Origin of the sequence: Puia sp. (assembly GCF_036500295.1) — a bacterium.
Lineage (GTDB): Bacteria > Bacteroidota > Bacteroidia > Chitinophagales > Chitinophagaceae > Puia.
This window is the reverse complement of record NZ_DASYCH010000136.1, coordinates 1-15,319: the sequence shown is the minus strand read 5'-3', so window position 1 is coordinate 15,319 and position 15,319 is coordinate 1. Positions and strand designations below refer to the sequence as shown.

The window sequence follows — 15,319 nt, the reverse complement described above, 5'->3', positions numbered from 1 at the left end:
GAAGAAATAGAGCGATTCCTTTACGACCTCGACCGGTTGAGAAAGATCTTTGACAACGGCACCATCGCCGAGGTCCTGGGCATCCATCCCAGCAACCTGAGCAGCTACCGCTCTCGTAAGAAAAAGCCCGGCAAGGAAACCATCAGTAAGTTTTATGAGGCCTTTGGTGAAAAACTCAACAGTCTCGGCGGCAAACCATACGATAGCAGCTCCGCCGGCAGCGACCAACAAAAAGCCGAAGACCCTCCAGGTACATATACCCCGGCAAATGTTGCAGACGACATCACCAACAAACTCGTCAACACCCTTATTGCCAACAACGAAAAGCTCTGGAAAAATAACGAACGGCTGTGGGAGGACAAAGAGAAAACCTGGGCCAACGATAAGAAGATCATCCACGGTCTGCTGCGTAACAGTACCGTCCTCTCGAGCAAAATCGCCCCCCGTCGCGGCTTTTCCGGCAACTCCTCAGACCCGGAATAAACGGAAGCCCCGGAAGTCCCGCTATAAACAGATCAAAGCCGGGCCGGCCGGGGCAGCCCCAGGGACGGCGCCAGCGAGCCGCTTCCTCTACTCCGCGCGCAGACTATTCGCGGGACTGGCCGTCGCCACCCGCCAAGCCTGGGAGAACACGATCAGCAGACAGATCGAAGCCAGGATGAGGATATTCCCCAGCAACAGCCAGGGTGTAATGCTCACCCGGGAAACAAAGAATTCCAGCCATATATTATTTACGAAATACGCGATCGGCACCGCAATGGCCACGGCAATCGCCACCAGCATCATAAACCCCTTCGACAACAGCACCATCACCTGCCCGACACTCGACCCGAGCACCTTTCTCAGACTCATCTCCTTCCGCCGCGTTTCCGCATTGTAGGTCGCCATCCCCAAGAGACCCAGACAGGAGATCAGCACCGCCAGAAAGGCCAGCACCCCCAGGATCCCGGCGGTGTCGCTCATCATGGAATGCGTCATCAGCAACTCCTGGTCGAGAAATTCATATTCGAATTTGGAGGCGGGATTCACCCTCTTCCACGTACGCCCGAGAAAGGCGACGGTCCCCGCCAGATCGCGCCCCTGCACCCGCACCGACACATAGCCGAACTCGCTTTTCCGGTTGCGCAGCATCAGCGGTTCCATCTTCCGGGAAACATCCAGGAACTGAAAATCCTTCACCACCCCCGCGATCTCTACCTCTTTATCCCCCAGCAACAGGTGCTGCCCCACCGCCTGCGTCACGGACCCGTAATTGAACTCCCTGACCGTCTTCTCATTCACCAGCACATAATGATCGGCCGAGTCACCCGCGATCGGCGGCAGGTTATTGCCCGCGACGAGTTGCAGCCCCCAGACCGGCACCACGCCCGCGTTGACGTCGATATAGTTCATCCGGAGGCTGTCCTTTAAAGGACCTGCCTTGTGCACCATCAGGGAATAGTTGCTTCCCGTTGCCGGCGGAAAGGTGCAGGCGGCCACCGCGGCGATGTTCTTATTCCCCGAAATAGCCTGTGCAAACCGGTCGTAGTTCTCCGTCTTGTACAGTTTTATATCAACGACATTGTTCTTGTTGAAGCCATAATCCAGGTTCAGAATATGATTACCCTGCAGATAGATCAGGCTCGTGGAGATGATAAAGATCAGCGAAACGCAAAACTGCACCACCAGCAACACCTTTCGCAGCGTCAGCCGTCGAAAGGCCCTGACACTGTTCAATCCTTTAAAGATATGTATCGGGTTAAAAAGGGAAATATACATCGACGGGAGCAAGCCCGCGACAAAACCCACGACGATGCTAAAGCCGAGAAACAACAGGAAAAGCCCCGGCGTATAGCGGAATGAAATATTTAAAAACTGGTTCAACCATAATCCGGCAAACAACCGCTGAAAGACCAACACCAGCAGGGACGAAAAGAGTAGCGACAACAGCGATACGAGGATCGCCTCCGAAATGAATTGCGTGAATATCTGCCGCCGCGTCGCGCCGGAAACCTTTCGCACCCCAACCTCTTTCGCCCTTGTCAAAAGCCGCGCTATCGAAAGATTGGTGTAGTTCAAACAGGCGGAGATCATCACGACAAGACACAGGATCGTCAAAACCACCAGGATCATCCTCGGCATGGCAATGGCCGTAGGATTGCCTATCGGATCACTCACCATAATGTCTGTCAACCCCACCGCCTGCAAGGCATATTGATCGACCGGCCCTTTCGGATATTGCTGGTCGGAGATCTTGTCCAGCGCCTGTTGCAAGTCGGCCTTCGACCGCCCTTTTTCCATCAGTACATACGTGTAATTGGACCAGACATTGTCCCAGTTGTTGGGGGGAAAGGAGAGGATGGAATCCTTTGTCAGGGCGTTGAGCGTGCTTAACGAGGCAAGCAGTTGAAACGGCAGACTCGTCTTTCCCGGGTTGGGTTTCAGGATGCCGGTGATAAGAAAGGGACCAAAGGCCGTTTCGCGGTTGCCCGTCTCGAAGCCGGCGGGATTAACCCCGGTATGCACGAAGCGGATCGTCTTTCCAACCGCCTCCTCGTGTGGGAACAGCTGAGCGGCCAGCTCTGCGGAGATCACCATGGAAAAGGGCCTTTCCAGGGCGCTGCGAACATCTCCCTGGTCGAGGGCATAATCCATTACCCGGAAGAGGTTGGCGTCCGCAAAATACCCGCCGCCCGTAGCGATCTTGTCTTTATAAAAAAGGTCCCCGCCGATATTTTTTACTGCCACGGCCGAGGCTTCGATCCCCGTGTATCCCCGGCGTAACTTTTCCGCCAGCGGCAGCGCAGAGGAAGCCGTCTTCATCCCGTTGCCGTTCTTGCCGATGGTCTGCACCCGGTAGATGCGATCGCCGTTGGTCTGCCAGCGATCGTAACCCTTTTGATCGGCGATGATGAGCATGATCATCATGCAAACCGACATGGCTGCCGCCAGGCCGAATATATTGATAATGGAGAATGCTTTGTATTTCAGGATATTCCGTATCCCTACTTTCAGGTAGTTGGCGAGCATGCGGGTGGTTTGGCGGTTGGACGCGACCATGCAGGCTCAGGTTACAGCCTTTCAGGAAGGATTTATCAATTGCCGGATACGCGCGTCGCTGGTGATCACCCTGGCTTTGAGATCGCTGAGAATGGAGTACAGGCCGAAATAGGTCCGGTTCACATACAGCGAATGTCTTGATCCCCGCGCCACCTTGGACTCCCGCACCTCCTTCAGATTATAGAGGTAATCCATATACTCATAGATCTCGGTGAAATAGGTTTCATCCCCGAAGTCAAAGGCCGGGAGCGTAAAGGGCAGCGTCAGCATATCGATCATCTTCTGGAACAGCCCGGAGAAGAAGACGATCTCTTTTTCCGTGTCGCTGGGGTGGATCATTTCGAGGTTGGTATAGATCGCGCGGCGCCGCGTTTCGTCCTTCAACACCTCTTTATCCACGAGAAGGAAGTAGTTGGTATAAAAGTCTTCGGGAATCTCTTTGATACAGCCAAAGTCGAAGACCCCGACGGTGCCGTCCTCGCGCATGAGGAAATTGCCCGGATGCGGATCGGCGTGCACTTTTCGGAGGATATGCACCTGAAACTGGTAGAAGTCCCAGAGTGCCTGACCAATCTTGTCGCGGACCTCCTGTGACGGGTTGAGTTGCAGGAATTCTTTCAGGTGGAAGCCTTGCAGCCAGTCCATGGTGATGATCCGGTCGCTGGACAGTTCAGGATAATAGGTCGGGAACACCAGGTTCGGGATATGGGCACACTGCGCCGAGACCTCCATCGAACGCCTTAGTTCCAATTTATAATCCGTCTCCTCCAGCAATTTGCCCTCTATCTCGTCAAAATATTTATCCATGTCGACCTCGTTCATGCCGACGATGCGGATCGCAAAAGGCTTTACGATGCGGAGGTCCGATTTGACGCTGTTGGCCACGCCCGGGTATTGAATTTTTACGGCGAGTTCCTTGCCCCATTTCATGGCCTTGTGTACCTGGCCGATGGACGCGGCATTGGAGGCCTGCATGTCGAACTTGTCGAAGAGTTGGGAAGGTGACTTACCCAGGGTCTTGTAAAAGGTATTGACGACCAGCGGCCCGGAAAGCGGTGGGGCGCTGTATTGGGACATGGCAAAGCGTTCGGTATAAGCTTTTGGCAACATCCCTTTGTCCATACTGAGCATCTGTGCCACCTTTAGTGCGCTGCCCTTCAGGTCGCTGAGGGTATCATAGATGTCCTCGGCATTATCCGCGTGAAGCTGTTCGCGACTGGTGCTGGGATCGATCAGCTTTTTCGTATAATGTTTGAGATAGTTGGTTCCGACCTTGAATCCTGTTGCGACGAACCGGCTGGCCCGCTCTACTTTCCCGGTGGGGATGTTTGTTTGTTCTTTCATGAGGGTATCATTTCCGCGCGAACATGAATTTTCCGAAATCGAGTATGCTGTCGAAGGTGTTGCTGCTGATGAGCTGGAAGCTGAGGTTCACCGCCTTTTCGATGGCGGCATCGGTCATTTCAAAGCGTTCGCTATCGTCTTTGATCCAGTATTGCAGGACAAAGAGCGCTTGCAGCCAGAAACCATGGACGTATTGATCGGAGATATATTTCCGTTCCTTGACCTCACCGCTGAGGTAGGCTTCTTTTATCAGATCGCGGATGTAGTCATAGAAGGCGATGCGGAAGGCTTCCAGTTTATCGAGATGCAGCGGCGGAGCCAGGTATTGACTTTTCTGTAACAGGATATAGCTCCGGCTTTCGCGGAGCTGCTGTACCCAAAGGAAGTAGAAGGCCAGCAGTTTTTCCCGCACCGAGTAGGCCCGGTAGGTCTCGTCTTCTTTTAGCTTTTCGAGGGTTTCTTCGAAGAATGAGCGCCAAATCTCCTTTTCGAGGGCTTCGAAGGAGGAAAAGTGGTCGTAAAAGCTGGTTTCGGTCGTTTCCAGCTGCAGGCAGAAGGCATAGACGGAGACGGGACGTTTCCCGTTTTCCAACCAATATCTTATGTAGGCGTCGCGGAAGAGTTTTTTGTCCATGAACGGGGGATTTGGTGTAATCATAACACCCTGCGATGCCCGTTGGTTCGAGAGCCCTAAGGGAGCAATCCTGGTAAGATAAGGGCGGGATTTAGCAGAAATTTTAAATCACTAATAGTCAATACATTAAATAAATAATTTGACTTATTGCCTGCCAAATCCCCACTTTTTAACCCACTTTTGGCTACCAATAAATTTATTACCTGCCAAAAGCCTGTCTTTTTACCTACTTTTGGCTAGCAATATGTCACCGAAAAATTCTGTAATTATTGGCCGCGAAGTCGAGATCAGGATACTGAATAAACTTCTTCATTCTAAGGATCCGGAATTATTGGCTATTTATGGCCGTAGACGCGTTGGGAAAACCTTTCTTATCAGATCGTATTATCGTGAGCACATTGTTTTCAGTTGCACCGGGCAACATAATGGAAAAACAAGTGAGCAATTGGTCAATTTTGCCCAACAGCTAAACCTCCATTTCCCGGACATGAAGATGATGCTGGCCCCGGCGACATGGCAGGAAGCATTTGCCCGTCTGCGTGAGCGTATCGATTCTATGGAAGGAAAGGGGAAGAAAGTCATATTTTTCGATGAACTTCCCTGGTTGGACAGTCACAAGTCCGGTTTTTTGTCTGCATTTGGCTATTTCTGGAATACCTACGTCGATAAACGCGGCGATCTCCTTGTAATAATATGCGGTTCCGCTGCATCATGGATCATCAACAAAGTCGTGAACAACAAAGGAGGGCTTCATAACCGGATCACTCAACGGATAAGATTGCTTCCTTTTGATCTTGGTGAAACAAAGACCTATTTACACTATAAAAATATTAACCTGGATCATTACCAGATCCTACGGCCTTATATGGTGCTGGGCGGAGTTCCGGCCTACCTCAACAACGTTGAAAGAGGATTAAGCACAGAGCAAAATATTGAAAAATGTTGTTTTTCCAAGGATGGGGCATTGACGAACGAGTTTACCAATCTATACTCCGCACTGTTTAATACCCCAGACAAACATATCGAGGTCATCCGCGCCCTGGCCCGCAAGAACAAGGGACTTACCCGATCGGAGATACTTGCCACCGCCAAATTACTTACCGGCGGTTCGATCACGACAGTATTGACAGAATTGGAAGAGAGCGGATTTATTCAAAGAACATTCCCATTCGGCAAGAAAGAAAAAGACAGTTTATTCAGGTTGACCGATGAATATTCTCTGTTCTATTTGAAATTCATGGAAAAAGCCGGTGAACATCAGTTCCAACGCACTCAGGCGTATGCCGCATGGTGCGGGTATACGTTCGAGAATATTTGTATCAAACACATATCCCAGATAAAAAAGACCTTGCAAATCGGCGGTGTATATACAACAATTTCGTCCTGGCTTCAACCTGGCAGTGAAAGTGCTGCCGGCGCGCAGATTGATCTTTTGATAGACCGTGCGGATCACTGCATCAACATTTGCGAAATAAAATTCAGCACTGTCTCTTTCGTGATCGATAAGAAGTATGCCGAAAGTCTTCAAAACAAAATACAGGCGTTTCGGCGGACCACAGCCACAAAAAAGACCCTTTTTCTCACGCTTATCACGACTTATGGGGTAGTTGACAACGATTACAAAACACAAAGAGTAGACGCGGAAGTAACCATGAATTCCTTGTTTGGTTGATCTGAGAATATCTTAATAAATTCCCTAATTTCGCCGTCTTCGATTACCCCACCCCAAACCCAACCATGACCCGGATCCATCTGCTTTGCCTTCCATTTGCCCTGTTCTTCCTGCTTCTGTCCCAGCAATCCCAGGCCCAGCAAACGGATCCTGTGGGATACTATATCACGTTAACCCACGATACCGTGGCCGGCAGTTTTCCGCATTATCGGGAAACATCCCATAACCCCACTACTATTGCCTTCCTGCCAGGGGGTGCTTCCCGACCGGTCCAGCTATCGCCCGGCTCCTGTCTGGTCGTTTCCATCGATGGGGCCGACAGGTGGCTGGCCTACCAGGGCAAGGTGTTGGCCAATCCGACCTCCGCGGCTGAGCAGGACGGCGACGGGGCCGACCGATACACCGAAGGTTCGGTCTTCGTACGGGAACTTTACAACGATGGTCATTTCCGGCTGTATGAGCTCGCCGGACGGCAACGGGAGAACTTCTTTATCAGCGGTGACACCCTGCGCCTGCAGGAACTATACTTCAAGGCCTTTCTTGAAGGCGGACACTTCATGGAATCCGATGAGTTCCGGCAGCAGCTACTGACCCTTTTCGTGAGCCAGCTGGAGGGGAACGCCAGCCTGCGCCATAAACTGGAAAACGTCCGGTATACCGAGACCGATCTTCTGAAGGTCTTCCGGGTCGCCACGGGTAACCGCAATGCCCGTCCGCATCAAAAACATCCTCCCCGGGTGTTTGTCGGGTTGGGCCTGTCAGCCAACTTCTTTCGCGTCGGACTGGAGGACCCCTCCGTTTATGCGGTAAAAGCGCCCTATACCACCAACTACTCGCCCGTCATCCAGGCCGGTGCGGAGGTGCCGCTGGGCAGGGGTTTGGAACGATTCTTTTTCAGCGTGGCACTGCAAGCCTTCAGCTGGAAAAATACTGCCACCCAGCCCAATGTCGGCACGGAGTCGTACAAAGCGACGGAGATCAACCTCCCCTTATCACTGGGCTATATGCTCGTCAGGGGCCCCAACGTATCCCTCGCTGTTTCGGCCGGCTTGGCCCCGACCCTGTTGATGAATAATACCCAGGATATTTCCTATCAGGGCAGTGCTATCAAGTCCCACGCCTCCGATGGCCGTTTTGCTTCTACCGTATTCGGCGGACTCGAGCTGATCCTGGGGAAAAAGTTTGCCATCGCAACGAATTATTACATCCCCTTCACGGTTGGTGATTATTCCTATTATATCCCCCGGCAGTCAGTCGCGCAATGTTGCTTCCGGTATATCTTATAACGCCGTTCTAAAACACGCCGCAGGATTCGCCCGGTTGGTGTTCTCTCCTGTATTGTTTTGGCGTGCTGCCGGTCTGCCTTTTGAAGTGACGATGGAAATGAAAGATGTTCTGATAGCCGACCCGGTAGGCGATCTCGGCGACGGTGTCGGTTGTTTCCACCAGCAGGCGGCAGATATGGCCGATGCGGATCTCGTTCAGACTTTCTGAATAGGTCTTGCCGGTCTTCCGGCGGAAGCTGCGGCAAAAAGAACCCTTGGTCATGCAGGCCTTGCCCGCCATTTCTTCCAGCGTCATCGGCAGGAAATAATTTGCCTCCATATAGTCCATCGCTTCGTCAAAGGAGCTTTTTTTTTCCGCCGGCTCGCCCGCCGGCGGTGGGGTGTCGAGCAACGGTTGCCCGTCGGCTGCCGAGAGTTCATGCAGCAGTCTGAGCAGGCCGATGAGGGTCGTAAAGCCCGAAGAGGATCGCAGCGACACCATCTGCGGCCGTACGGCGGGTATCGTCTCTGCCGGGAATCGGATGCCGCGGGCGGCCATTTCCATCAGCGCGCCGATGGCTTTCATCTGGTTCTTGTCGAGGAAGTTGTTGCCAAACAGATCACCGGGCCAACGGATCGCAAGGGCATTGGGCTCAGGGGTGGCGGGAGCGTCGGGGCAAACCCAGCCATGACGCAGTTGCGGGCCCAGGAGCAGGAGTTGCGGGCCGGGAAGATCGAAACTCTCTCCCACCAGTTTGAACCGGCAGGTAGCAACCGGCAGGAGCAGCAGCTGGAATCCGGAGTGCCGGAAGACGGGCGACGGGGAAGAAAGCGGAAAGGAATGGAAAGAAACACAATCTCCCTGACCGGCATTTTCGCCTGGTTGTAAGCTCTTAGTTTTCATGGCAATAACCTTAGTCACCCAAAAATACCGGACCCCGGCGGACATTGCTTTTTTTGGCCTATCTTGACAAGACTTTGCACGTTGTGACATGAGTAGCGCCGCCCGGAAAGCTTTTTTTGCCCTATTTGGGTACCTCCTTTTCTTTGTGATCCGGCCCCTGAACGCCTTCGCACAGGAGAAACAGGCCGTACGGTTCACCGCGCTGACCACCCGCGAAGGGCTTTCCCAGAGCAGCGTCAACTGCGTATTCCGTGACAGTTATGGATTTCTTTGGTTGGGCACCCAGGATGGCCTTAACAAATACGACGGCTATTCCTTTACCGTCTACCGGCATGACCCGGCGAAGCCCCGGTCCATCAGCGATAACCAGATAAAATGTATTATCGAAGACGACCTCCACCGGTTGTGGATCGGCACGCTCGGCGGCGGCCTTTGCATCTATGACCGGAACAAGGACGCCTTTCTGCGACTGGAGGATATCGGCATCCATCCCGGCTTTACCATCGAACCGGCGATCCAGAGTCTCCTGCAGGACAGCAAAGGGAATATCTGGGTGGGCACGTTCCGCGGACTGTTGCTGATCCGGCCCCAACAAAAGACCATCCGGGAGTTTCAGCCCGATGCCGCGAATCCTTCGGCCCTGGGCAGCCCCACCGTTCAGGCAGTTTTCGAAGACCACGGCGGCCGCATCTGGGTGGCGACGAACAACGGACTCGATGGCTACCGGCCCGCGGATGACGGCTTTACCCATTATTTCCAGGGCACGGAACCCAGCTATCCGGGGACGCCCGCCCATCCGGGAAGCGCGCCGATCCTGGCGATCACCGGGGACCGGCGGGGCGAACTGATCCTCGGCACGGATGGCGGCGGGCTTACCGTTTTCGATCCTTCCACCGGGCTGGCCCGTGTCTATCTCCCCGGCGTCAACCCAGCAGCATCCGTCCGGGTCGCGGCAGACGACGCTTTCTCCATCAGCAGTCCCAGCGTCCGAACGCTCTGTCCATCGCCCGATGGGAACATCTGGGTCGGAACGGAAAACGGACTCGATCTTTTCAACCCCCAAAAAGGCACCTTCGATCACCACCGGCATACCCTGATCGGCGAAGGCAGCCTCACCAACAACACGATCCTTTCGTTACTCGAGGACAAGACCGGCATCCTATGGGTGGGAACCGCACAGGGCGGGCTCAATAAGTTCGACCGGAACCTTTTTTATTTCGATGTCTACCGCAGTACCGCTGACCCGGGAAGTCTTAGCGGCGACCAGGTCACCTCTTTTGCCCAGGACGGCAACGGGGATATCTGGGTGGGAACCGACGGGGCCGGGCTCAACCGCTGGGACTCGGCCACGGGTCGTTTTATCCATTACTATCCCCAGCCGGGCAGCAGCACCCACCCGGCCGGCGCCGCCATCCTGTCGTTACTCGCGGGCAGAGACCGGCGTTCGCTCTGGATCGGGACCTATGGCAACGGACTGGACCGCTATGATCTCCTAACCCGGCGGTTCACACATTATCCTGCGGGGCCGGGCCCGCATGAACTCGGTAACCCGTCCATCTATGCGCTGCTCGAGGACCGGCAGGGCAATCTATGGATGGGCACCAATGGCGGCGGCGTCGATGTTCTGCATGCCGACGGCAGTATTACGCGGCACCGGTTCACGGGCGATCGGGACAGCGTCAGCAACAATTATATCCGCTGTCTGATGGAAGACCGTGCCGGCCAGATCTGGATCGGCACCTATTCGGGTGGGATCAGCGTCTATGACCCCGCCACAAAAAAGTTCACCGTCTATGACAACGTAGAACATCACCTCAGCAACCAGGTGGTCTTCTCGCTTTGCCAGGACGACAAGGGTCGCATCTGGGCCGGCACCATGGGCGGCGGGCTGAACCTCTTCGACCCCTGGGCGAAACGATTCCGCGTATATAACGAGGCACAGGGACTCAGTAATAACATCGTCAACCGGATCATCGAAGATGAAAAAGGCTTTCTCTGGATGAGCACCAACAAGGGCATCAGCCGGCTCAACCCGGCCACGGGTGAATTCCGCAATTTCGGCATGCAGAACGGATTGCAGAACCTGGAGTTCCTCGTCGGCTCGGGATTTCGCGACAGTCGCGGGAAGATCTTCTTCGGCGGGATCAGTGGATTCAACGTCTTCGATCCGCTGCAGGAGACACATGACACGGTGGCGCCACGGCCCCGGCTGACCGGCTTTTTCCTGTTCAATAAGCCTGTACAGCCGGGCGAACCCGGTTCTCCGTTGAAAGGGGATATCAACCAGCAGACGGAACTGGTGCTCTCCCATGACCAGTCCGATTTCAGCATCGCGTATACCGCAACCGGTTACACCATCCCATCGGATAACCGATATGCCTATATGCTGGAAGGGTTTGACAAAAACTGGACGATGGCGGGCTCCGACCGAAGGGCCACATACACCAACCTGCCCCCGGGGCGTTATCTCTTCCGGGTAAAGGCGGCCAACAACGACGGCGTCTGGAGCCGGTCGGACACCGTTCTCCCAATTGTGGTGCGGCCACCCTTCTGGAAGACGTGGTGGGCTTATCTGGCCTACACACTCGCCGCCCTGGCCTTGCTCTACCTGGTCTATCGCGATATCACCGAGCGCGAACGCCTGAAAGGTCGCATCCGGCTGGAGCAGCTGACGGCCGAGAAGACCCGGGAGCTAAACGAGATGAAGCTGCATTTCTTCACCAATGTGTCCCATGAGTTGCGTACGCCGCTTTCGCTGATCACCGATCCGTTGCGGCGCTTGATCAACGGGGAGTTGGACGCCGCGCAGACCCGGAAATACAGCCGGCTGATGTTCGACAATGCTCAGCGGCTGACCCGCCTGGTCGACCAGATGCTGGACTGGCGGAAGCTGGAGACGGGCCATCTCCTGCTCGATTGGCGGACCCTGCCGATCGTAGTGCTGACAAAGAATATCGCAGGACTGTTCGATCTCCATGCTGCCGAACGGGGTATCCAATATTCCCTCTCCGCCCCGGATGGGGAGATGGACGTGCCCCTGGATACCGACAAGTTCGAGAAGATCGTTTTCAATCTTATCTCCAACGCCTTCAAGTATACGCCGGATGGCGGGTCGATCGAGGTGGTGATCCGGCGGGGCCCTTCGGCGGGACCACCTTCCGCCGAGCTCCATGTGCGGGATACCGGCATCGGCATCGCGGCTGCCCTGCGCGACAAGGTGTTCGATATTTTTTACCAGGTGGAGGGAAGCCGGCGATACGAATCCGCGTCGACGGGTATCGGGCTTGCCCTGGCGCGGCAGCTGGCCGAACTACACGGGGGCCGGCTCGGGGTCGTCAGCGAAGAGGGCGCCGGCTCGGATTTCATTCTTTCCCTGCCGATGCAGCAGAAGACTACGCGGCAAGATCCGCCCGCGTCACCGGATGAGGAAGGAGCGGAGGGTGCCGATGAGGAGGTGCCGCTGATCCTGTTGGTGGAAGACAACGCCCCGTTGCGGGGATATATCCGGACGGAACTCGGCGCCGGCTACCGGACCGAAGTAGCCGCAGACGGCACGGCCGGGCTGGAAAAAGCCTTGCAACGCGTTCCCGATCTGATCATCAGCGACGTCATGATGCCGGGTCTCAATGGGCTGGAGCTGTGCCGCGCCGTCAAGACCGACCAGCGCACCAGCCATATTCCCGTGATCCTGCTGACGGCCAGGCAATCCGATGCGCACCAGGTGGAGGGCTATGATGCGGGTGCGGATGTCTATATTCCCAAACCCTTTAATATGGAGGTGGTTGTCGCCTGTGTGAACAGCCTGCTGGATTCGCGGCGGCGCTTGCGGGAGTATTATGCAGCCGGCCATGACGCCGGGCGGGCAGCAGAAAATGGAGCAGAGGGAGCCGTGGCGGGCGCAGTCGGCGACGACCGGGTTCCGGCGGAATGGAACTGGCTGGATCGCCAGTTTCTCGACCGGGCCGCGTCGCTGGCGGATCAGCATCTTGCCGATATCCTTTTCGATGTCGATGGGCTGGCCGCCGGCCTGAAGGTCAGCCGCCGTCAGCTTTATCGCAAGCTGAAGGCCCTGCTTGGCGAGACGCCGCATGACTATATCGTGGGTCGGAGGCTGACGGCCGCGGAGCGATTGCTGCTGACGGGGGAGTATACGGTTTCGGAGGTCGCCTTTAAAACCGGCTTTGCCGACGCCGCCAATTTCACCCGCAGTTTTAGTCGCCGGTATGGAATGCCGCCTTCGAAATACCGGAAGGAGGCGCGTTGAGCGGCCATACCCGCACCGCCTTGTCCCAGCGGATGTCGGGGCAGGCGATCCGGAGCGTGCCATCTTCCACCCGCACCGTGCCGGTCGCCGTCATCCGGCCCGTCTCGCAATCCCACCACCCGATGCCATACTTTCCATTACGCATGTTCGGTACGGTTAGTACCCCATGAGTTACGGGCGCCGGGTTGCCGTTGTCCCGGATGTAGCGGCTTTCATAGTGGCCGTTGAGCAACCAGGCCGCGATCTGTGTGGAGTCCCGGCTGCGAAGGGCATAGGCGCGGAGCACCCCGGCGGCGGCCCCGGCGGCTGTGGCGGTGGCTTGGACTGGTGCGGGGCGGTAACCATCGCCGATAAACGCGATGCCGCCGGCAAAGGCGGCGACGCCGTTGAAATGCACATAGAGATCCTGCGGATCGATATAATTATCCCACCACCACGACAAACCCGGTCCCATGGCTCCGCCGAGCAGACCCGCCCAAAGCGAATTATGGACATAGATCCCTTGTGGATCGAGCTGCACCAACTTCCGGCCGTCCCCGCTCAGGCCAAACTCCCCGTTGAGGGTAGGTTTTCCATAGGCCGACCGGTAGGCCCGGTTGCCCGCGTTGAGTACGCTGTCCAGCGGCTTGTCGGTGTAGTAATGGGTCTGGGTGAAATCGAGTCCGGGCAGCCGCCAGGACAGTGAATCGTGCGCGGCGTTGCCATAGCTGGTGGTGATCAGGTGATGATTGACGTCGAGCCGGTGCAGCAGGGCAGCCATCTCGGCATGCCAGGCCGCAACATCCGCGCGGTGGTGGGCAAAGTCATCCGTCCAGTCCACTTCGTTGAACAGTTCCCACGCCATGATATGGTCGGAGTACCCATAGCGGGCGACGATATACCGGAACCGGTTGCGTATCCAGTGGCGGGCGGTGGTATCCGTGAAGAAATCCCAGGTATGGGCGCAGGGCCCGCCGTTGGCCGCGTTGTAGGGGTTCTGGTTCCAGTTGGGGTCCACCTTCGAGGATACCTGCCCGTGATGATCGAGGCTGAGCAGTACATAGACGTTCTTCTCCGCACAGAGATCCAGCAGCCAGTCGAGCAGCGCCGCATTGCGTTGCTGGTAGCGGCCGATGCCTTCATAGCCGTTGTTGCCCTTCAACCATTCGAGGCCCAGCCCCCAGGACGGCATCCATACGCGAATCAGGTTACCCTTGTTCGCCGCCAGCCGGGAGATCCAGCGCCGGTAGTCGGAATAAGGATTCGATCCCGCCCAGCCCATGTTCTCGCCGATCGGGATAAAGGCCGAGCCGTTGCCAAAGGAGAGATAGGGCGAGGCGTTGCGGCGGATGAAGCCGGGCGACGTGGAGGGGTTGCAGGCGAATTTACCGCCGGGGCCTTTCTGGCGGCCCAGCGTCTTAGAGTCGCAGAACAGAGCATAAGACCAGGTGCCCGCGACCCGCGGCGTATAGCGGACGGCGAAATGGCCATCGCCGGTTGCGGAAAGGCGGCCCGTAGCGGTATCGATGCGGTAGCCGGTGGTATAGAACCCATCCACGGTATCGCGTTTGCCCGCCGGCGAAGTAAATACGCCCCGAAGGGCTATATCCGCATAGTCATAGGGGTTGGAATATATCGAGTCGAGGCGGACGTTCAGCTCGAAACAGCCAAAGCGGCCTACGCGGTTCTCTTTAGCCGTCACGTCGTGGAAGATGGAGGGGCCGGCGCCTGCCCGGGATGCGGAGCCGGGGATGGCCGCGGACGGGGCGCGAGTGTTGGCCGCCGCAAATGGCGCCGCTTCCGAATAGCGGGTGATCAATTTCCAGAGACCGGCGTCGTCATTGAATACGGCGTTAAGTCCCTGTTCTTCCATCGGCGGGTCGCCGAGCCAGGTGTCGCCCTTCTTCCACATCGTCTGCCCGTGGATGGGCCGTCCTTCACCGCCAAAGGCCCAGAAGTTGCAGCCCGCGAGCCCCGTGCCGGCCGCGACACTTTCCTTCACCGTCTGGAAGAGCAGGTCGTAATACCGGCCGCGAAGGGTAGCCGGCGAGACCGGATCGAAGGACTCGCCGTCGCGTGGAAGCCCAAATTCCTCGATGACCATCGGTTTGCCGAGGCGCCGGGCGACGGCCAGGTGTTTGTCGATATAGCTCCGGGTGTCGGCGAGGATGCGGGGCATGCCCGCGGCGATGGCCGTATCATGGAAGAAGCCCCAGTT

At 56.2% G+C, this 15,319-nt stretch carries 9 protein-coding genes; 4 read left to right on the top strand and 5 right to left on the bottom strand.

Annotated features, from left to right (window positions below; all coding sequences use genetic code 11):
- Positions 1-483 (top strand): hypothetical protein (locus tag VGM48_RS24500; RefSeq protein ID WP_331583543.1); only part of this gene is annotated, 483 nt, incomplete at its 5' end.
- A gap of 87 nt (positions 484-570) precedes the next feature.
- Here VGM48_RS24500 and VGM48_RS24495 read toward each other — a convergent pair.
- The 3 genes from VGM48_RS24495 to VGM48_RS24485 are packed head-to-tail and all read right to left on the bottom strand — an operon-like array spanning position 571 to position 5,017.
- Positions 571-3,039: an ABC transporter permease gene (locus tag VGM48_RS24495; RefSeq protein WP_331583541.1), complete on the bottom strand. Its 2,469-nt coding sequence runs from the start codon at positions 3,037-3,039 to the stop codon at positions 571-573.
- A gap of 21 nt (positions 3,040-3,060) precedes the next feature.
- Entirely contained in the window at positions 3,061-4,383 is a 1,323-nt protein-coding gene (locus tag VGM48_RS24490) for an ABC1 kinase family protein (protein WP_331583539.1), read from the bottom strand.
- A gap of 7 nt (positions 4,384-4,390) precedes the next feature.
- Entirely contained in the window at positions 4,391-5,017 is a 627-nt protein-coding gene (locus VGM48_RS24485) for a TetR family transcriptional regulator C-terminal domain-containing protein (protein WP_331583537.1), read from the bottom strand.
- Between the two features lie 139 nt (positions 5,018-5,156).
- Between VGM48_RS24485 and VGM48_RS24480 the strand changes: the two genes are divergently transcribed.
- Positions 5,157-6,689: an AAA family ATPase gene (locus VGM48_RS24480; protein ID WP_331583535.1), complete on the top strand. Its 1,533-nt coding sequence runs from the start codon at positions 5,157-5,159 to the stop codon at positions 6,687-6,689.
- 65 nt (positions 6,690-6,754) lie between these two features.
- Entirely contained in the window at positions 6,755-7,975 is a 1,221-nt protein-coding gene (locus VGM48_RS24475; protein WP_331583533.1) for a hypothetical protein, read from the top strand.
- 7 nt (positions 7,976-7,982) lie between these two features.
- Here VGM48_RS24475 and VGM48_RS24470 read toward each other — a convergent pair whose 3' ends face one another.
- Positions 7,983-8,858, bottom strand: coding sequence for an AraC family transcriptional regulator (locus VGM48_RS24470; RefSeq protein WP_331583531.1), 876 nt, complete (start codon positions 8,856-8,858; stop codon positions 7,983-7,985).
- A gap of 88 nt (positions 8,859-8,946) precedes the next feature.
- Between VGM48_RS24470 and VGM48_RS24465 the strand changes: the two genes are divergently transcribed.
- Positions 8,947-13,122: a hybrid sensor histidine kinase/response regulator transcription factor gene (locus VGM48_RS24465; RefSeq protein ID WP_331583529.1), complete on the top strand. Its 4,176-nt coding sequence runs from the start codon at positions 8,947-8,949 to the stop codon at positions 13,120-13,122.
- Here VGM48_RS24465 and VGM48_RS24460 read toward each other — a convergent pair.
- Positions 13,070-15,319 (bottom strand): DUF5060 domain-containing protein (locus VGM48_RS24460; protein WP_331583527.1); only part of this gene is annotated, 2,250 nt, incomplete at its 5' end. The two genes, VGM48_RS24465 and VGM48_RS24460, sit on opposite strands and share 53 nt — an antisense overlap.